Source organism: Candidatus Neomarinimicrobiota bacterium, assembly GCA_016784545.1.
Lineage (GTDB): Bacteria > Fidelibacterota > UBA8477 > UBA8477 > JABMPR01 > JABMPR01.
Map to the genome: position 1 here is coordinate 1 of JADHUM010000047.1, position 18965 is coordinate 18965.

22 protein-coding genes and 1 pseudogene are annotated in these 18965 nt (G+C 43.9%); 22 read left to right on the top strand and 1 reads right to left on the bottom strand.

The genetic code is table 11. The features are described from left to right. The 22 genes and pseudogenes from pilM to ISR87_11200 form a co-directional block, all read left to right on the top strand. Nucleotides 1-2214 (top strand): pilus assembly protein PilM (gene pilM, locus ISR87_11095; GenBank protein ID MBL7025993.1); only part of this gene is annotated, 2214 nt, incomplete at its 5' end. Then, entirely contained in the window at nucleotides 2211-2777 is a 567-nt protein-coding gene (pilO, locus tag ISR87_11100; protein ID MBL7025994.1) for a type 4a pilus biogenesis protein PilO, read from the top strand. The genes pilM and pilO, both read left to right, overlap by 4 nt. Before the next feature lie 4 nt (nucleotides 2778-2781). Continuing rightward, nucleotides 2782-3282, top strand: a complete 501-nt coding sequence (locus ISR87_11105) for a hypothetical protein (protein ID MBL7025995.1) — start codon at nucleotides 2782-2784, stop codon at nucleotides 3280-3282. Then, nucleotides 3275-5047 carry a hypothetical protein gene (locus tag ISR87_11110; GenBank protein ID MBL7025996.1) on the top strand — a complete coding sequence of 591 codons (1773 nt, stop codon included), beginning with the start codon at nucleotides 3275-3277 and terminating at the stop codon, nucleotides 5045-5047. Before ISR87_11105 ends, ISR87_11110 begins: the two co-directional genes overlap by 8 nt. An 11-nt stretch (nucleotides 5048-5058) precedes the next feature. Next, complete coding sequence (locus ISR87_11115; GenBank protein MBL7025997.1) at nucleotides 5059-6117, top strand: type IV pilus twitching motility protein PilT; 1059 nt, start codon at nucleotides 5059-5061, stop codon at nucleotides 6115-6117. 3 nt (nucleotides 6118-6120) lie between these two features. Next, on the top strand, nucleotides 6121-7245 hold the full coding sequence (locus ISR87_11120; GenBank protein MBL7025998.1) for a PilT/PilU family type 4a pilus ATPase: 1125 nt from the start codon (nucleotides 6121-6123) through the stop codon (nucleotides 7243-7245). Beyond that, on the top strand, nucleotides 7242-7610 hold the full coding sequence (locus tag ISR87_11125; GenBank protein MBL7025999.1) for a response regulator: 369 nt from the start codon (nucleotides 7242-7244) through the stop codon (nucleotides 7608-7610). Before ISR87_11120 ends, ISR87_11125 begins: the two co-directional genes overlap by 4 nt. Before the next feature lie 9 nt (nucleotides 7611-7619). Next, the gene (locus ISR87_11130; GenBank protein ID MBL7026000.1) at nucleotides 7620-8387 is read left to right on the top strand and encodes a prepilin peptidase; all 768 of its coding nucleotides are present in this window, start codon (nucleotides 7620-7622) and stop codon (nucleotides 8385-8387) included. A 6-nt stretch (nucleotides 8388-8393) separates the two neighbouring features. Next, nucleotides 8394-10049, top strand: a complete 1656-nt coding sequence (gene tadA, locus ISR87_11135; GenBank protein MBL7026001.1) for a Flp pilus assembly complex ATPase component TadA — start codon at nucleotides 8394-8396, stop codon at nucleotides 10047-10049. Next, on the top strand, nucleotides 10049-11467 hold the full coding sequence (locus ISR87_11140; GenBank protein MBL7026002.1) for a sigma-54-dependent Fis family transcriptional regulator: 1419 nt from the start codon (nucleotides 10049-10051) through the stop codon (nucleotides 11465-11467). Before tadA ends, ISR87_11140 begins: the two co-directional genes overlap by 1 nt. After that, nucleotides 11457-12674: a type II secretion system F family protein gene (locus ISR87_11145; protein MBL7026003.1), complete on the top strand. Its 1218-nt coding sequence runs from the start codon at nucleotides 11457-11459 to the stop codon at nucleotides 12672-12674. The genes ISR87_11140 and ISR87_11145 overlap by 11 nt, the downstream gene beginning before the upstream one ends. Before the next feature lie 119 nt (nucleotides 12675-12793). After that, nucleotides 12794-12937, top strand: a complete 144-nt coding sequence (locus tag ISR87_11150) for a hypothetical protein (protein ID MBL7026004.1) — start codon at nucleotides 12794-12796, stop codon at nucleotides 12935-12937. A 147-nt stretch (nucleotides 12938-13084) separates the two neighbouring features. Continuing rightward, entirely contained in the window at nucleotides 13085-13591 is a 507-nt protein-coding gene (locus ISR87_11155) for a prepilin-type N-terminal cleavage/methylation domain-containing protein (protein MBL7026005.1), read from the top strand. 45 nt (nucleotides 13592-13636) lie between these two features. Continuing rightward, nucleotides 13637-13735 (top strand): annotated as a pseudogene (locus ISR87_11160) (prepilin-type N-terminal cleavage/methylation domain-containing protein). Between the two features lie 433 nt (nucleotides 13736-14168). Continuing rightward, the gene (locus ISR87_11165; GenBank protein MBL7026006.1) at nucleotides 14169-14627 is read left to right on the top strand and encodes a prepilin-type N-terminal cleavage/methylation domain-containing protein; all 459 of its coding nucleotides are present in this window, start codon (nucleotides 14169-14171) and stop codon (nucleotides 14625-14627) included. Nucleotides 14628-14645: 18 nt separating this feature from the next. Next, nucleotides 14646-15116, top strand: a complete 471-nt coding sequence (locus tag ISR87_11170) for a type II secretion system protein (protein ID MBL7026007.1) — start codon at nucleotides 14646-14648, stop codon at nucleotides 15114-15116. Beyond that, the gene (locus tag ISR87_11175) at nucleotides 15103-15591 is read left to right on the top strand and encodes a hypothetical protein (protein MBL7026008.1); all 489 of its coding nucleotides are present in this window, start codon (nucleotides 15103-15105) and stop codon (nucleotides 15589-15591) included. The genes ISR87_11170 and ISR87_11175 overlap by 14 nt, the downstream gene beginning before the upstream one ends. Continuing rightward, the gene (locus ISR87_11180) at nucleotides 15591-16115 is read left to right on the top strand and encodes a type II secretion system protein (protein ID MBL7026009.1); all 525 of its coding nucleotides are present in this window, start codon (nucleotides 15591-15593) and stop codon (nucleotides 16113-16115) included. The genes ISR87_11175 and ISR87_11180 overlap by 1 nt, the downstream gene beginning before the upstream one ends. A gap of 10 nt (nucleotides 16116-16125) precedes the next feature. Next, entirely contained in the window at nucleotides 16126-17451 is a 1326-nt protein-coding gene (locus tag ISR87_11185) for a hypothetical protein (GenBank protein MBL7026010.1), read from the top strand. Nucleotides 17452-17517: 66 nt separating this feature from the next. Next, nucleotides 17518-17718: a hypothetical protein gene (locus tag ISR87_11190; GenBank protein MBL7026011.1), complete on the top strand. Its 201-nt coding sequence runs from the start codon at nucleotides 17518-17520 to the stop codon at nucleotides 17716-17718. Nucleotides 17719-17734: 16 nt separating this feature from the next. Beyond that, nucleotides 17735-17944, top strand: coding sequence for a hypothetical protein (locus tag ISR87_11195; protein ID MBL7026012.1), 210 nt, complete (start codon nucleotides 17735-17737; stop codon nucleotides 17942-17944). A 197-nt stretch (nucleotides 17945-18141) separates the two neighbouring features. Beyond that, nucleotides 18142-18438, top strand: a complete 297-nt coding sequence (locus ISR87_11200) for a hypothetical protein (protein MBL7026013.1) — start codon at nucleotides 18142-18144, stop codon at nucleotides 18436-18438. A gap of 199 nt (nucleotides 18439-18637) precedes the next feature. On the opposite strand, the gene ISR87_11205 is transcribed toward ISR87_11200, so the two are convergent. Beyond that, entirely contained in the window at nucleotides 18638-18925 is a 288-nt protein-coding gene (locus tag ISR87_11205) for a hypothetical protein (GenBank protein MBL7026014.1), read from the bottom strand. Nucleotides 18926-18965: the final 40 nt, after the last annotated feature.

The following is an 18965-nucleotide window of genomic DNA, read 5'->3' on the forward strand; positions in this document are numbered from 1 at the left end:
AAAGATTCTGCGGCGACGAATCGCCTGTTGGACCTGTTAAGGTCTCAGCAGACTGGTAAATCAACCACCGAGGGCAATGCCAGTGGCACCCTGGATGCGAATGATCCTCCAGAAAAATCTGAGGTTTCTGACAAAAAGAAACCAGACCTCCCACCAGTAAGTTCAAGTATAGTTCCAGATGTCATCGTGGATGAAGCTCCGCCTAGTGATGAGAAATCTGGATCGGTTAGTTCTGATGAAATCAGGGCTAAACTGGGGAATCTCGCTGCAAAAAAAATCTCCCCACCACCAGTTGTGGAACCTAAAGACGAAGCAGTACCTGAACCCGAAACGGTTCCACAGGGCATAGCAGCTGAATTAATGGATGCTCCTCAGGAATCAGAAGCCGAACCACCAGCAGAACCTGAGAAAATTGCTACAGTTCCAGGTGAAATGGCCACTGATTCCCAGTTAATAGATCCAACATATTTTCAAGTTCATCAGGACGTTCCAAAGCCCAATAAGGTTCTTGATCTTTTCTTCGAATTCAGCAATTGGGCTTTTGGGGTTAGAAAAAAGATCACTTTCCAATGCACGCCAGAAGCGATTCGAGTCCTCAAAACCGTCTCCGCCGGCAACCGTAACGTTGTAGAAGGTATGGATATTTTCCCGCTTCCATATGAATTGGAAGATCAAAAGATTACCCATCGTGATGACCTGATTGCTCACATATTGGACACCTTTGATACAAAACTCTGGAAGAAAGACACCATGTTCCGCATGTATTCTTCCTTTATTGAGACACATACGAAAATATTTAAAGCACCACCAGTTAAAGGCAAGGAGATCGCTGAGCTGATTACCTGGACAGCCAAGAAGAATCTCCCCTTCAGCAGTGAGAATATCAATATTGACCATATGGTGCTGGATTCTGAAAAAGGTGAACTCAAGAAGAATATCATTATTGGTGTGGGCAACAATGAATCCATCACCTTTATGTCAGATCTCTTTAAAAAGAAAAAATTTGACCTGCAAAACGTGACCACCATTCCCTTCCTTGATTGGGAAACATTTAAGCATTGTTATCCAGATCGTCTCCGTGGGTGTATCGCCATTGTCCACATGAATCAAAATGAAACCACCATCACCATGGTGAAGTCAGGGCGGATGGAGTTCACCAGAGAAATGGCGGTTGGTGTAAAAGATTATCACAAGGCATTGATACAGCGGGTAATGGTGGGGAATGACGCAGTCAATATCACTGATAAAATGGCCAGTGAATATCTCATGCGATATGGCATTCCTATCAATACTGATGGGAATATTCCAGAAACAGGGATCAGCCTGTACAAGATCTCCATTTTTCTGAGACCCATCGTTGAGAGAATGACCAGTGAAATTAACCGCTCACTGGATTACTTCCGAAAACAGGTGGCTGATGTTGAGTGTCAGGAAATATATCTCACCGGTCCAGGAGCAGCTATTCCCAATCTGGTGGAAGTTTTTGCAACCCAGCTTGAGCGAACCACTGAGCACTTGAATCCACTCCGCCAGGGAGATTTTGAATTCTCAGATCAATTTGAGCTGGATCATCAGCTCATCCCTATTTTTGCCACTAATTTTGGGCTAGCTCTGAAAACCTCGGCAGGTATAAACCTTTTGCCAGTTGCCAGGAAGCAACATTTCCAGTACAAGGTCTTTAACAAGATGAGCATATTTCTCACCGCTATTCTCATTCCTATTTATCTTCTTATCGGGTATTTCGCATACATGGAAGAGAGTGTCATGGAGGAAAGTGTCGCAAACATGAATAGACAGTGGCAGAAATTATCTGAGCAATCCCAGGAATACTTCATTATGCGGGATGATCTACAGTATCTGGGCAATTATTGGGGATTTTTAGAGAATGATGGCATCAATTCGGAAAATCAGATAAAACTATTAAAATTGATTTCATCAGAAATCCCGGATAATATCAAAATCACGTCTCTCGTTTTTCGGCCAGCAAGTTCAAAAGAAGCCGGATCAGTTATCAAGCAAGCCGCCCATGTCGACCGTATCGCTTTAAGTGGGATTGTGAATGCCCATGCAGGAATTGCTGACATACAACTTACCAACTTTATCATGCGCCTTGAAAGTTTAAACCTGTTTACCAGCATAGATCGAGAAGGCTCCCCCAGCTCAGATGATTCCAGATTGCTGTTTACGCTAAAAATTGGCATAGGTGTCAAGTGAATCGAAATATTTTTTTCGGGACAATCATTTTCCTCCTCCTGGCCACAGGAGGGTGGTTTTATTACACCGTGGTTGTGGCAGGAGGCAGTATATCCGAACTCGAAATTGAATTGGCAGGCATTAATAATCGCTTTGACGAGTTAGCAAGTGTGACTGAGAGTTATGACGAATTCAAGCTCAGGTTTAATGAAAAAATTGAGCATTTTGATACGCTTAAAACCATCGTTCCTAATAATCAGAAATATGGGGAGGTGCTTGAACAGATTCGTCAGATTTCAGAGCGCCACAAATTGCAAATCCTAACCTTCGAGCCCTCCCTGAATGATACCTATCCAGCCTTGTTCGCTGAGATGAAGATTCCCAAGAATCATGTGAAGTGTTATCCATTACAAATAAAATTTTATGGAGACTTCCTGACCATAGGAGCTTTCCTGGATGACCTTCTTGAAATGCGGCAGCTGGTGAACATCGCTAATATCAAACTGGAAACCGAGATGGAATACGGTGGCATGTTGACCTGCGAATTAAATTTGTACACCTACATTTTCGTCGAAGGGGCATAGGGAGATGTTCAAACAGCTCAATGCCCGGTCCGCCATACTCCTGCTCGTCCTTTTAGCCTTGATGACCTATGGCTTATTTGATGCAGGGATCATAGGTTCTGGAAATGGAGATGTTGACAATTTGTTTGGTCTTGCCAAGGGTGGTTCTTCTGAAACGGCCACAGCTCGTGAAGTTTCTGAATCCAGAACCTCAAAACCGCTCAGGTCATTGGCTTGGAGTGGTGGGTGGGAGTCAGATCCATTCTTTTATGCCGAGGCTGAAACCACCAACGCTCTGGGGGGAGGAATTCTTGGTTCCCTTTTCGGGAATATGGATGGTGATGACGTTCCGAGTCTTGATTTAACTGGGATTTCCTGGGTCGGAAATGTTGGCATGGCATTGATTAATGGAGATATATTGGAAGAAGGGGACAGGGTGGCCGGGTACCAGATCACAAAGATTGCATTTGATCATATTATCCTTCGGAGAGGAACCAGTATTGTAAAGGTCAAGATGGATGAATAATAAAATTCGATATATCCTCATTATGGCACATCTACTATGTGCCGTCACTTTGTCAGCAGCTCCCAAAACGGTATTAAATTGGGTCTCTACCTTTGTAGCCAATGGTGAAGCCGGATTGGAAATATCCCTCTCAAATCGAGTAGATTTTAAGGAAAGTGTTGGCCAGTCACCACCTAAAATCACATTGACATTTCCCAAAACCAGTTTGGCGCAGGACAATTTTACGCGTACCACCAACGTGTCACCCCTCATGCGTCTTTCTGTAAAGAAAAATCCCCAAGACGAAGACGAAGTCATTGTGGAGATGCTATTCTCCAAAATTCCTCAGTACACAACTCAATGGTTGGGTGACGATTTATTATTGGTGTCCTGGCCTGAAGTCAGAGAAAGAAAAGCTCCACGCCGCAGGGATCGACGTGCAGATTTGCCAGGTACCATCAGTATGAATTTCAAAGGGGCCGATATGATTGACATATTGCGACTCCTGTCAGCTCAGCACAAGATTAACATCATAACGGGACCTGAGGTAGAAGGTGAAGTTACCGTGTCACTGAAGGATGTCGATCTTTGGACCGCTCTCGATGCCATCTTAAAAGTGAATGGATATGACTACTTTCAACAGGGCAATATCGTTGTGGTAAAACCTGCTGATGAAGAAATGTTTGGTGAGTTAGACACCCGGGTATTCAAGATGAATTATGTGGATGCCAGTGCCGTTTCATCAGCCCTTTCCAGTGTTTTGAGTGAAAAGGGTCAAATTCAACTTTATTCACCAGTAATGGCTGGATCCGCTGGAGGTAGCGGCGGTGGCAGTGGCGGCGGTGGTGAAGCCGGTGGAGGCGGCGGTGGTGGTGGTTTAGCTGGCGCTTTAGGCGGTGGTGGCGGCGGTGCAGCGGCTGGCGGTGGCGGTGGTGGTGCGGCTGGTGGTGGAGGTGCCGGTGGTGCTGGTGGAGGACCAGTCTACGACCATATCGTGATCACAGACCTGGCCCAGAATTTTGACCGCATCCAAAATATTATCAATGAATTGGACAAAAAAATTCCTCAAATCAATATTTCTGTCAAATTTATTGAGACAAAACTTACTACTGATGAACGCCTGGGAATAAATTGGGATTTAAGAACCAGCTTGACAGGACCCAGTATCCAGGCTGATGCCGGGACGGTGGAAAACTTAATTGAGCTGGGAACCACTATTCTAAGCGGCGGAAGTCAGCTCAGATTGGCCACATTGAGTATCCCCATGTTTTCTTCTATTATGGAACTAATGGGGTCTGATGCTGATACGAAATTGCTTCAGGAACCCCAGGTCACGACTTTTGAAAATACAACAGCAGAAATTGGGATTGGAACGTCCTATCCTGTTCTCATTCCCGGCTCTGATGCCACCGCTTTTGGTGCTGAAACTTACCAGTTTGAGGATGTGGAAATAAATGTTTCCCTGAGCGTAACACCACGTATTAATGAGGAAAGATATGTGAGTTTGAGCCTGAGTGCCACGGTGCAGGCTCTGGTCGGTTTTGCCGGACCCAATTCTGACCGGCCCATTATCTCGGATAGATCAACCACTACACGGGTCATGGTGGGGAATGGGGAGACCTTGCTTATCGGAGGTTTGATCTTTGACCAGGTGAATGAATCCACAACTTCTCCACCCCTTATTGGCAGCATTCCATTTTTGAAAAGATTTTTCACCCATACCAGAACTTCGACTGAGCAGCGAGAATTGCTCATATTTATTACACCGAACATAATTAACAAATAGAGAGACATCTAATGGAACTAGACATCCTGGATTTGCTGAATTTTGTGAGGGAGACTGGTGCCTCTGATCTTCATTTACATCCTTTCTCTAGACCCATTGTGCGTGTGGACGGTGAAATGCGCAAAACGGATATTCCCCCCATGCTTCCTGAGGATTTACATATTCTTATTTATGGAATCATGACAGAGGTTCAGCGCAAAACCTTTGAAGAAGATATGGAGCTGGATTTTGCCGCTGATTTTAAGGGCATAGGGCGCTTCAGAGTGAATGTATTTAAGAGCATCCACGGGGACTCAGCGGTGCTCAGGGCCATCAACGAAAAAGTTTTTTCATTTGAAGATTTAGGGCTGCCTGTGGGACTCAAGGATATGGCTCATCAAGATAAAGGCTTATTTCTGGTTACAGGACCAACGGGTAGTGGAAAATCCACAACGCTGAATACCATCATCGATTACATCAATCGAACCCAAAAAAAACATATTATCACCATTGAAGATCCCGTCGAATTTACCCATACCAGCCAACTATCATTGATTACTCAACGAGAGGTGGGAACGACGACCCATGGATTTGCTCAGGCCCTGCGATCTGCCCTACGTGAAGATCCTGATGTCATCGTGGTAGGTGAAATGCGTGACCCCGAGACGACTGCCTTAGCTGTAACAGCTGCTGAAACAGGCCATCTGGTTTTTGGGACCCTCCATACAGTCAATACCACCAAAACCCTGGATCGCGTCATTGATCAATTTCCAGCAAACCAGCAAGACCAGATTCGGATCATGATCAGTGATACCATCGTGACGATTTTATCCCAGATGCTCCTCAAGAAAAAGGGTGGGGGACGAGTAGCCGCTTTTGAAGTGCTCACAGGGACACCTGCTGTAGCGAATTTGATCAGGGAAGCCAAAACATTCCAGCTCCGCTCCATCTTACAGATGGGGTCTGCCCAGGGTATGATGACCCTTGAACAATCATTGGGCGCTTTGGTAAAAGATGGACAAGTTGATCTTGAAGCAGCACTTCAAGTTGCCGCCTTCCCAGAAGATCTTGAGAAATTGGTGGGGAGCTAGAATATGTATTCCTTACAAGATTTACTCTCCGTGATGTCTGAGGCAGAAGCTTCTGATCTATATGTCTCTGTGGGTGCCTTCCCCATGCTGAAAATCTCTGGTGAAGTTTATCCCATCGAGAAAGAACAACTCACAATTGATAATTTGGAGAGCTTGAAGAATGAGATGCTCAATGAAGAGCAACTCATTGAATATCATGAACACAAGGAGTTGGACTATACCCTAAGTCTGGCTGGTATAGGTCGCTTCCGAGTAAACTTCTTCCGTCAACGTGGCACGGATAGTTTTGTGGTGAGGCAGATTGTATCCGCCATAAAAACCTTAAGCGAGTTAGATCTTCCTCCCATTCTGGCTGAGCTGGCTTTGAAAGATCGGGGTCTCGTTCTGGTTGTGGGTTCAACTGGATCAGGAAAGTCAACGACACTGGCGGCCATGATCGATCATCGCAATGCCAATAAATCTGGTCATATCCTGACCCTTGAAGACCCCATTGAATTTTTACATCCCCATAAAAAGAGTCTTGTGAATCAAAGGGAGGTGGGGCACGATACGCTTTCCTTTAGCAAAGCCTTAAAATCTGCCCTCCGTGAAGCACCCTCTGTTTTATTAGTGGGAGAAATACGCGATCGGGAGGCCATGGAATCGGCATTGAATTTTTCTGAGACCGGTCATTTGGTTTTCAGCACCTTGCATGCTACAAATACGGCGCAAACCATTGACCGTATCCTTAGTTTTTATGATAGATCAGAACAAGATCTGGCCCAAATGCAGTTGAGCCAAAATCTTTTGGCCATTGTGGCTCAGAGACTCATCCCCATGGAAAACGGTAAATTGACAGCCGCTTTAGAAATATTGGTGGCCACTGCTCGTATTAAAGATTTAATCCAAAAGGGCAGCATAGATCTCCTTCCCCAGGCTATTAAATCAGGCGCTGGGGAACATATGCAGCTCTTTGACCAGGCTGTATATAAACTGTATAAAGAAAAAAAGATTAGTGAAATGACAGCAATAGATTCTGCTGATTATCCAACCGACCTGAAATTAATGATCGCATCCAGTGAACAGAGAGAATCAACGCAGGATATAAATCTGCTGGATGATGATAATGAATCCCAAAAGGAAGAATGATGGCTAAGAAACGTATTTTAATAGTTGACGACGAGAAATTTTTTATTGAACCAGTCAAGCGTCTCCTGGAGAGTCTGGATTATGAAGTCTTTGAGGCCTTAGATGGCATCTCAGGGCTTTCAAAGGCCCGTGAGGTGAAACCTGACCTCATCATGTTGGATTTGATGCTACCGGGTATGAATGGGTATCAAGTATGTCGTCTGTTAAAATTTGACGAGCAATTCAGAGATATTCCTGTAATTATTGTGTCTGCCAAGGATGGTGAACGAGATCGAGAAGTTGGTACCCAGAGTGGTGCAGAGTTATATCTGGTGAAGCCCCTCAATTACCAAACCTTCCCCGCCGAGCTGGAAGCACTGCTGTAGTTTGCCTGTATGATATCCTTTTTTGTCATTCTGTTTGGACTTCTAATTGGCAGTTTTCTTAATGTGGTGATCTATCGCTTTCCTCGTGAAGAATCTATCGCTTTTCCACCCTCCCACTGCACCAGCTGTGATCATAAGATAAAACCCTGGGAAAATATTCCCCTGGTCAGCTTTTTATTTCTGCGGGGGAAATGCTCATCCTGTAAAACACCTATCGCCTGGCGCTACCCCCTGGTGGAAGCGCTCACAGCTACAGTATTTTATGTGACTTATCTCAAATTTGGACTTACCTGGGACCTGCCAGTTTTTGCATTATTTGGGGGTCTCCTTATTGCCATTGCCTTTATTGATATCGATCATCTCATTATTCCTGACTCCATGATAATTATTGGTTTTCTGCCTGGTTTCTATCTATGGTTTGGTGGAAATAGTTATATACTCACCACTCAATTTTTTGGTTTTGTGGGTCTGGGAGCCATTTTTTGGGCCATTAGATATTTTGGTGAAATTGCCTTTAAAAAAGAAGCCATGGGTTTTGGTGATGTCAAATTCGCTGCCATGGCAGGTTGGGTTCTGGGCTGGGATGTGGGACTGGTCTCCATGTTTCTGGCGTTTCTCTCGGCCACCCTCTTATTCGCATTTCTAATTCCCACTGGTGTGATAAGTCGGAAGCAGCAGGTTCCTTTTGGTCCCTTTATCTGTATTGGAATCTGGCTCGGTCTTCTCGGTGGTCGTGAAATTATCGACTGGTACTTAACCATGTTTCTTAGCGTATAGAATTGTATGGCTGCTGAAAAGAAACAACTCGGTCAATTATTACTTGAATCTGGGCTCATTTCAGAAAATCAGGTAAGTGAGGTGCTGGCCTATCAGAGAGAACATCACCTGGTCTTTGGCAAAGCCGTTGTCAGTATGGGTCTGGTTCAAGAAACAGATCTCTTAAAAGTTCTCGGCGATCACCTCGGAATTCCAAGCCTGGACATTACCAAATATAGTATTCAGGATGAAGCGCTCGCCGTGGTGAGTGAAGATTTTGCTCGTAAAAATTCCATTATACCTCTTTTTCTTATTGAGGAAAGTCTCACCATTGCTACAGCAGATCCACTGAATATTGATGTGATTGATCAGCTCTCACGCGACACCGGTCTGGAAATCATGCTGGTTTTATCCATTGAAATGGATATTGAGCGTTCAATTGATCTCTACTACCGGTCCACAACCTCGCTCCTGGAAACTGAAGCAGCAGGTGATGGTGTTCGAGTTGTGTCCCGTGAGATTCATGAGGATACGGAGGTTGTTCAGGTTGTGGATATGTTGTTGTTTGAGGCTGTCAACATGGGCGCCAGCGATATTCATATTGAACCTAGAAAAAATGATGCTCGGATACGCTATCGCGTTGATGGTGTGTTGCAACAATACTATTCTATTCCAACGGACTCAGTCTCACCCATGATTTCCAGGATCAAAATTTTAGCTGATATGGATATCGCTGAATCCAGACGTCCCCAGGATGGTCGCTTTCATTTCGCTCAGAAAAGTGTAGCGGTTGATTTGAGATGCTCAACTTTTCCCACTCCCAATGGTGAGAAGATAGTCATGCGTATCCTTGATGAATCCAAAGGCAAGATTGATCTGCATAAATTGGGATTTGATGCTGACATATTGAAGCAATGGCGTGAGACCATTAAAATAGCCAATGGTATTTTACTGGTAACCGGTCCAACTGGTAGTGGTAAAACAACCACACTCTATGCGACTTTAAATACACTCAATTCAGTCGCTGTAAACATTATGACCATAGAAGACCCCATAGAGTATTCATTGGAGAATATCAATCAGAGTCAGGTAAACAATAAGGCTGGACTATCATTTTCAGTCGCACTGAAAACGATGATGCGTCAGGATCCTGATATAATCCTCGTGGGTGAGATGCGTGATACGGAGACCATTGAACTGGCTATTCGGGCAGCCCTAACAGGTCACCTTGTATTCTCAACCCTACACACGAATGATGCTTCCTCAACATTCACTCGTCTTACTGACATGGGTGTGGATAACTATTTAGTGAGTTCCACAGTGAGAGCTATTCTGGCCCAAAGACTCATCCGCCTTCTCTGTCCCAGATGTAAAAAGCCGGTGGAAAAAACAGATGAATTAAAGCTTGTAATCAAAGTCGATACCTGGCCTGACTATACGGATATTCATGAACCAGTCGGTTGTATTCATTGTCGCAACTCTGGCTACGTGGGAAGGTCAGGTATATTTGAACTCCTCATACCCAATCAGGAAATTAAAGATTTAATTATTAAGGGAGCTGATTCGGACGAAATTGAAGCAGCTGCTATCCGAAATGGGATGTATTCACTGAACCAGGCTGCCAAAGAAAAGGTGCTTCTCGGTGAAACTTCTGTGGAAGAGGTTATGAGGGTTACCCTCTGATGAATTCATCTCATGAATTCCTTATGCTTAATCCCCGGCGGAGGAAGGATCCCCACCCAGAGAAAGTTCTCCTGGAGCATTTACAACGGTATGGTCAAGTCACACAAACCAGTGACTGGGTGTCCCTTTTCAATTATGTCAGCATTCATGCCTATACGGCTATTTTTATTTCATGTGCGGCTTTTGCAGATGAGCATCCCCAATGGATTAAAGATTTACGCCGGGTCCACCCGCATCAACCCATCATCCTCTTCAGTGCCAGACCAGACTTTGACGCCCGCATTGCACATGAGACTTCTAAACTTTTTGGTGTAATTCGGATAGATGATATTGAGGCTTCTCTCAGTGCCATCATGGAACAGTTGGAAAAATATACCGAATTTTCCAATAGTCTGGGGAGCAAGATTTCCAAGCAGCTGCTAAGACCTGGTGGATTTGGAGATTTCGTGGGCAATTCCATGCCCATGCTGGATGTGTATCGCCAAATGACGCGCGTTGCTTCAAGCGGATATACTGTACTTATCCAGGGAGAAAGCGGTTCTGGCAAGGAACTGGTGGCGAGAACCATTCACCAGCTCAGCGAACGCAGGGCAAAACCCTTTGTCAGTATTAACTGTGCTGCCATTCCTGAGAATCTGTTAGAGAGTGAATTATTTGGTTTTGAGAAGGGTGCTTTTACCGGCGCCAATCAGGATAAAGCGGGAAAATTTGAACTCGCCAATAATGGTACCCTCTTTCTGGATGAGATCGGCGACATGCCCCTGGAGCTCCAGGTCAAATTGTTACGTGTCCTTGAGGATGGCAAAATTCAGCCATTGGGGAGTGTGAAAGAAAAGTCAGTTAATATCCGACTGGTCACAGCTACCCATAAAAATTTGCCGGTGCAGATCGCCAAGGGTTTATTCCGTGAGGATTTGCACTATCGCTTGAATGTAATTCCACTCAAGCTGCCACCTCTGAGATCCAGGATCTCCGATTTGACACTTCTGGTTCTCTTCTACCTGGAGAAATTGCTCAGGGGTGAAGACCAAACCATCAAAAGAGTGAATTGGGACCTCATCGAATCACTTTCACGTATGGATCTCCATGGGAATGTGAGAGAATTGGAAAATATGCTTACTCGAAGTGTGTTCCAATCAGATGGAGAAGTGCTTTCCCATAGTTCACTCATGCAGGAAGATACGGATGATTCGCCGTCGACAGCTGAAACAATGAAGATGGTGGAACAGAATACCATACGCCCCCTTTGGGAGATAGAAAAGGATGCACTTCAATTTACACTTACAAAACTGAATGGAAATATTAGTCAGGCCGCCAGTCAACTCCAGATATCCCGCACTGCCATATACAGGAAAATTAAAAAATACGATTTGAATTTTTCTGATAATTCAGGGACTAGTGGGGGTAATGATGCCTGATTTTGTCTGCCGGATCATGAGTGATTCAGGGACGGTTGAAGAACGTGTCGTCACAGCTGAGTCAAAGGTTGAGGTGTTTACACAGGCTGATGAGCGGGGAGAGATGTTGCTCTCGGTAAAAGAGCACAAGCAGGGTGCCTTATCCGGAGGCGGCATTTTTAAAAAGGGCAAAAAGGTAAAAGCTCACGAAATTGAAAATTTTACGGTCCAATTGGCCATTATGTTTCGCTCAGGTATTCCTCTTATAGGCGCGCTGGAGGCATTGGAGGAACAAGCTGAAACAGAGACCATGCGATCGGTTGTAAAAGGTCTTATCAAGGCTGTGAGTGGAGGTAAATCACTTTCACAGGCCATGGAAGACTATCCCGGTGTTTTCTCATTACTTTATGTAAATATGATTCGGGCAGGGGAGTCAGCAGGTGTCATGGAGCAAATCCTGGAGCGGCTCGGCACCTTCATCAAACACGATCAGGAGGTCGCACGCAACGTAAAATCTGCTTTGCGCTATCCCATGATTGTAACAGGAGCCCTGGGACTGGCCTTTATTGGTGCCATGATATTTATTGTTCCAAAATTCTCAACCATGTTTGAATCAAAGGGTATGGCCTTGCCACTTCCAACTGTGGTTATGATTACGGCAAGTGATTTTCTAATACAGTTCTGGCCGGTGGTGATTATTGGTTTTTTTGCAGGTATCTTTGGATTGAAAGCCTTTGCAAAAACAGAAAAGGGTCGCTTTGCCATAGATGGTTTTAAGCTCAGGGTCCCCGTATTTAAGGAGATATTCCTAAAAACCAATATAGCTCGTTTTGCCCATATGCTTGAAACCCTGAGCCGGGGTGGAATTCAAATAATAAAGGCTATGGAGACAGTGGAAAAGACAGTGGGAAACGTGGTGATTGGTAAGGAGATCGCCAACGCTCGTATAGAAGTTGAAAAGGGAGTGAGTCTGGCAGTAGCGCTTGGGAAGAGTAAGTATTTTCCAAAAATGACGGTAAAAATGATTGCCGTTGGTGAAAAGTCAGGTGCCATGGATGATATGATGGCCAATGTCGCAGCTCAATACGATACAGAGGTTGATGTAAAAATTGAAGGCCTTAGTGGTGCCATCGAACCCTTGATGACCGTATTTATGGGTGGCATGTTATTGTTTATGGCTTTGGGTATTTTCCTGCCAATGTGGAATATGTATGGGGCGGTTAAGTGAGTTAGAAGTTAGAAGTTAGAAGTTAAAAGTTAGAAGGTAGACGGTAGACGGTAGAAGTTAGAAGGTAGAAGGTAGAAGAGAGGTTGAGGACGGGGTGGAAAAGGAGGAGAACAATAGGCATGAAAGTTTCAGAATCAAAAAGAGGATTTCGCTATCAGTTCTTCCATCGGACATATCCAACCTGGCTATATTCTGTGGTTATGGTTCTTTTTGCCCTAGCCATTTACATCTGGATAGAGTTTTTTCTCGTAGTCAAAGTGTAGCATTCAAGTACACCCCTTGTTTCGTAATGCTACAAAACAATTTTAATGTAATTTCAAAAAACCTTAATAAACAGATACTTAAGGTTTGGCACAGCCTTTGCGTTATTGGTGGGCATGTTTGATGAAACACACTTCAGGAGAAACGAAATGAACAGGAATAGTAAAGGTTTTACATTAATGGAGCTGGTTGTTACCGTGGCCATCATTGGCACGCTGGCTGCATTTGCTGTTCCAGCATATCTGGATGCCCAGCAAAATGGTAAAGCCAACAAAGCCCTGGAAACAATGAATACCATTGGTTCAGCCATCGTTAACAAGTACACATCAGTCTCCCATTATGGAATTGGTTCCAGTGCTCTGGCTCAATTGGTATCAACAGGTGGGGCAGATGCATTTACACCTCTGTTAGATGATACAGAACTGATTCAATATGATCGTGGAGCCGGTCCAGTTACAATTATTGTGACTGATTTATTCAAAGATGGGGTTCCCAAGTCCCCTTTTGGTGCCGGTTGGGAAATTGCAGTGTCACCTGATTCTGTTGGGGGTGCTACCTGGTCTGGTGACCCACCTGAGCTGAATATGACCAGCCATCCTATGTTTAAAATTAGAGATGTAAATCAACCCCTAATTATAGCAAAATACACACTTTAAGAATTTGAAAACAAACAAAACGTATCAGGAGGATATGAAATGAAAATGAACAATAACAAAGGTTTTACGTTGATCGAGTTGATCATGGTTATCGTGATTCTGGGAATCCTTGCCGCAGTTGCAGTTCCAAAATTCTTCGATCTCACTGCTCAGGCACAGATTAAGAATAAGAAATCCATTGTTGGTAATATCAAGTCTGGATTACAGCTGTTTTCAGCAAACAAGATCGTGACGACTGGTGTCAAAGTATACCCCAAAGCCCCTATGAAACTTTCCAGTATTCTAGATGAAATACCAGAAGATTGGGATATTAAACCAGGTTTAGCTGGAACAGATACAATCGTTTATCATCAAGCTGACGGTGATTGGAAAGCTTATGTCTATAAGACGACTTCAGCTACCGATAGTACTGGATATACACTTGCCGCAGAGATTGATCGACCATAATAAGATTCACTGATTCTCGGTATCTAATCATATCGCTGAATTGACATCTTGAACAGATATGGATGCCCTCTTGATTACCAAGAGGGCATCAGTATTAAAAATAGTCCACACCCAAATATGAGTTTAGCATATGGATATTACACTTCGGAAAAGTCGAGAGGGGAAGGCTAGTCAGGGGTTTACACTCCTGGAGCTCATCGTCACTGTATCCATCATCGGCATCCTGGCAGCTGTGGTAACTCCCACCTACCTGGAGACCCAGACCGAAGCTAAACTTATTATGTCCGAAACAAATATTTCACAAATAAAGCAAGCCTTCATTAATCTCTATCTTCAGGGTTTTTTAGAGCGAAAGGGTGATGTCTGGCCCGATGAACCTTCGGACAATAAAATGACACATGACTGGGCTAATTCGACCACAGTATATGATGGTCGCACAGTAGCCCAGCTCTTCAATGGGTCAAAAATTATTTATAATCCCTATGAACACCCCTATTTGTACACCTTGCTCCCGGCAACTGAACATGAACAGGCAGGCATACAGATAGATGATCCAGATACGGGTGTTTCTCACAGTTTCCGCCCATAGGTGAGCCGGGTGTCACCATTGACTTCAAAATCAGGATTCACCCTCGTTGAACTGGTATTGATTATTTCGATTATAGGTATTCTTGCAGTAATAACCATGCCAAAAATTGGTGATATTACTGAAGACATCCGCGAAAAAGCAGTCAGCGAGCGCATTGTGGAAGACATCAATTATATTCGTAATTATGCCATCAGTCGTCATGACACAACCTGGCTGGTGGTCGAGCCTGTACAAAATCGCTATGCCCTATTCACAGGCCCCAGCGCTGGTTCACGGACCCTTATTCCAGACCCTGAAACCAATGAGATGGATACTCTGGATCTTGATACTGACTACACCGGCGTGGGAATTACAAGTGCCTCATTTGGGGCTGGTTCAGAAGTCTCCTTCAATTATTGGGGGACACCCTCTACTGGAGGCACTATTATCCTTAATTCGAGAACGATTACCCTTGTAGCGGAAACAGGAATGGCTCATGAAACCCCATAGGCATTCACAATCAGGTTTCTCCATAATCGATTTGATTATGGGTTTAAGTATTATTGCCGTTGCTATTGTCGGGATTCAACTGGCTCAAAGAAATTATGTTAGTATGAGTAGTCAGGTGGAAGTGAATTTAAGAGCAATCTCGCTGGGGAATTCAGTGATGAACATCATCCGCATGCATCGGTTTGATGAAAATGATACTGCTCCCTGGGATTCGACCCTGGGGACAGATACAGGTGAAACCAGTCTCATCCTCTATGATGACATCGATGACTATAACGGTGCAACCTGGGACTTCAGTAGCGATGGATATGATGGTTATAGCGTAACATCCAGTGTCTTTTCTGTGAATCTTCCTGACAACTGGTTAAATAATGCCGGAGCGTTCACCTCGTTCAAGCGCATCATAGTAAGTATAGATCATTCTGCCATGGACTCACCAGTGGTGTTTACCAGTATTGTTTCAGGGATTGATTGATGCAAGTATTAATGAAGAAAAATTGTTCAGGGTTTACTTTACTGGAGCTGGTTATCTCCATGACCATGATGGTGATTGTCAGTGGACTTTTGGCATCCATCATTGCTGTCAATTTTAATGTTATGCGTGATGTTTCGGATAGGAAAAAATTAGTCACCCGGGGGTTATCGGCGGTCAATTTGTTTCAACGTGAAGTGGGGATGCTTAAAACAACAGATGACATACTGATTGCCAGTGAAAATCAATTTAGATTTTCAGATGCTTATGGAAACACCTGGGATTATGTTATTTCCGCGGACTCCTTAAAACGTCAGGATGTCCTGGGCGGGAGTGCAAAAATTTTAGCAAGCCCAGTGATCAGTGCAGACACCAGGTTCAGTTATTATGCTGAAGACAATACCACAACCTCCGTCATTGCTGATATTAAACTGGTGAAACTGATGCTGGTCATGGATGATGGGGCGGATGGTATACCGGTGATGTCAGTCGTATATCCTGAAAATATTAAATTCTATAATAGATGATATATAATAAATGGTCTCTGAAACGAAAATAGTACCCCTCCAATCGAACCCTGAATCCGGGTTTGGTATGACACTGATTGCCATTACCCTTGCCATTGTCATGGGGTTGGCAACCAGCATGTATATGCGTCAGGTTTCCACCCAGGTTTCCCAGTTCGCCGATATATACTCAGGCAGTCAGGCACATTGGACCGCACTGTCAGGAATGGAGTATGGGTATTACCAATCGGAAAGTGGAGAAGCAGACTTTTTTGGACCCTATACATTCTTCAACAATGCTACTATCGAGCTTGATACCAGTGAAGCCAGCGATACTGGAGGTCCACTTCCGCAATTCTACTACAGGGTGATCTGCAGGGGAACCTTTGGAAGTTCCGAACGTTTCTTCCGGATATTAACAAAAATGTCCATGAAAACGGTCTGGGGAGATGTTTCCATTATTGAGGGGTCAGGAAATGTTCAGATAAAAAATAGTTTTATCCTAAACGATAACATTTACATCGGGCAGAATGTCGATGTGGAGGCTGGAACGGCAATTGGTGACCCACCAGGTGATACAACCCTTCTATATGTTCCTCCTGGTGCAGTGGTTACTGGAGGCCAGGAAGATGCCAATTTTTCAGTAGGGGAGCATAGACTTGGGTGGCTGTTTCACCCTGATTTTGATACCGTTCCATATGACAGTCTGCTTGCAATTGCGGCTGCTATCACCACCACTGCTGACAATAAATTCGATGGTCGTAAAACATTTAAAGAAGTAACCATTGATCTTAACACATATACCGATAGTACTATCTATTGCAACAATGTGCTTTCATTATTGGGCGTTACCATAACCGGTGGATCGGCGGAAAGACCAGCGATCGTGGTTGCCTTAGGGAATCTTCTTCTCGGGAATTCACGAGGCATAGAAACCACTGTTTCTGATAATGTCATTATGATCTCAGGGGATATTCTTGAACTGGATAATGCCACACTTTATGGTACAGATCAGAGCGCTCTTGCCCCAGAATTTCGGCCCAATCTCCACAATGAGGTATATGCTTCAGGTGATATGATCGTTAGGGGGGCTGCAGTACTATGGGGACAGGCTTACGCCACCGATGATATAAATATTGAGGGGGAAATGCACGGGATAGCTTATGCGCCTGATGTCTTCAGGTTCACCAAAACGACTTCATTTATAGAGGGTGCTATCTTTGCAACCAATATCATAGGATCAGGTGGACCCAATCGCTTGGATCGAGGTCGATTTGAGATGAATCACTTCTTTCATGAAGAATATTTCAAAACTTTTGATTTTGGTATAAAAGACAACTCTTTATTAGAATTTTAAAGCTCAATCTTTGGAATCCACATCACTTGTCATTATTATCTAGCCTAAACTGAGCAAAGGAACAACATGCGAGAATTCGGTATTCTATTATCAATTATTTCGATCATCATCGGAACACTTTTATTGGTAGCTCCCAAGGCGCTGGTCAAATTGGGGGAACAAAGCAACCGACTTTACAATATTGATGGTCTTATCTATCGAAACCGTTATATGTTTGGCCTGTTTTTGATGGTGGCTGCGGCATTTATGGTTTACACAACACTTTAGGATGTGAGGAATACAGATGCAGGGGTATGAGTTATACATAATATTTGTTGCAGTGGTTGCATTTATCACGGGGTTGCTGTTGGTTACCTCGCCCAAAACATTGATCAAGGCGGGGGAGCTTTTTAACCGTGTCTACAATGTGGAGAGTATCGTCTACACCAGGCGGGTGCCCTTTGGATTTGCCTATATAGTTTTTGGAGGCCTCCTACTCTATATCCTCTGGTAGACTAGATCTTATGGTAGAATTGAAAAAGAGGCTGTCTCTATAGGGCGGTCTCTTTTTTTGGGTATAGGGTTAGAGGTATAGGGGGCGTATACTTGCCTAATGATATAGTTGTAGATAAAGGGGTCAGCTCCCCTTAAAGCTAGGTTCAAAGATTACGAACAACACCAGTCCCCACTTTTTTCCTCAGGTTATGACCAATGAATACCAGAGAACCATTAAGTTTGCCTGATCAGAAAGGTGATCAATATGATGGACATAGATACGGTTCTGAACAGCTATCCTGGGAGAGGTGCATCCAGCTATATCCCAACGTGATGCAATTCGTATCTATGCTTTTGCTCATAAGACCAAGACACCCTGTAGAAACCAGAGTTGTGTTTGGGCAAATCAAAGCAAACCGACACTTCAGGCGCTCCCTGCGTAGAGGGCTTAATAAAGGAATTGTAGAAATCGTGTTGGTTGTTATTACTTACAATCTCATGAAGTTGTTGTGAAGTATAGTGAAAATGCTTGAAAAACTATCTCCCCTATACCCCTATACCCATTTTTTTTACTTGATGAAAATTGAGCTGGATCAATACAACTCGTGACATTTTAGAGAACTCTGAACCAAACACCTCTATATACCAAAAGAGACCGCCTCAGGTTCTGAGACAGCCTCTTTTTTATAGCACCAATTTTTTGATTGTTAAACTAAGACAATGCCTCTGTCAAAATATCACCAACTTTGTCCAGGAGTGATCCCAGATTTGTGTAGTTCTCATCTTTGATGTTGCTGCAAATCTCGGCTCCTATATTACTGAGGTTTTCGTAGCCATAACTGGTCCCCGTCCCCTTTATGTTATGACCAAATTTATACACATCAGTATACAGCTTATCAGTAAGGTTATTACGAACCCCGGGGAGCGCTGTATTTAAATAGTTCAAGTATTCTTTAATCAGTGCCTGAAATTCAGGTGAATCCATGAAATCATCAGTCATTTCTCATATTCCCTTCTTGTCGAATAATCCGGTCTAATAT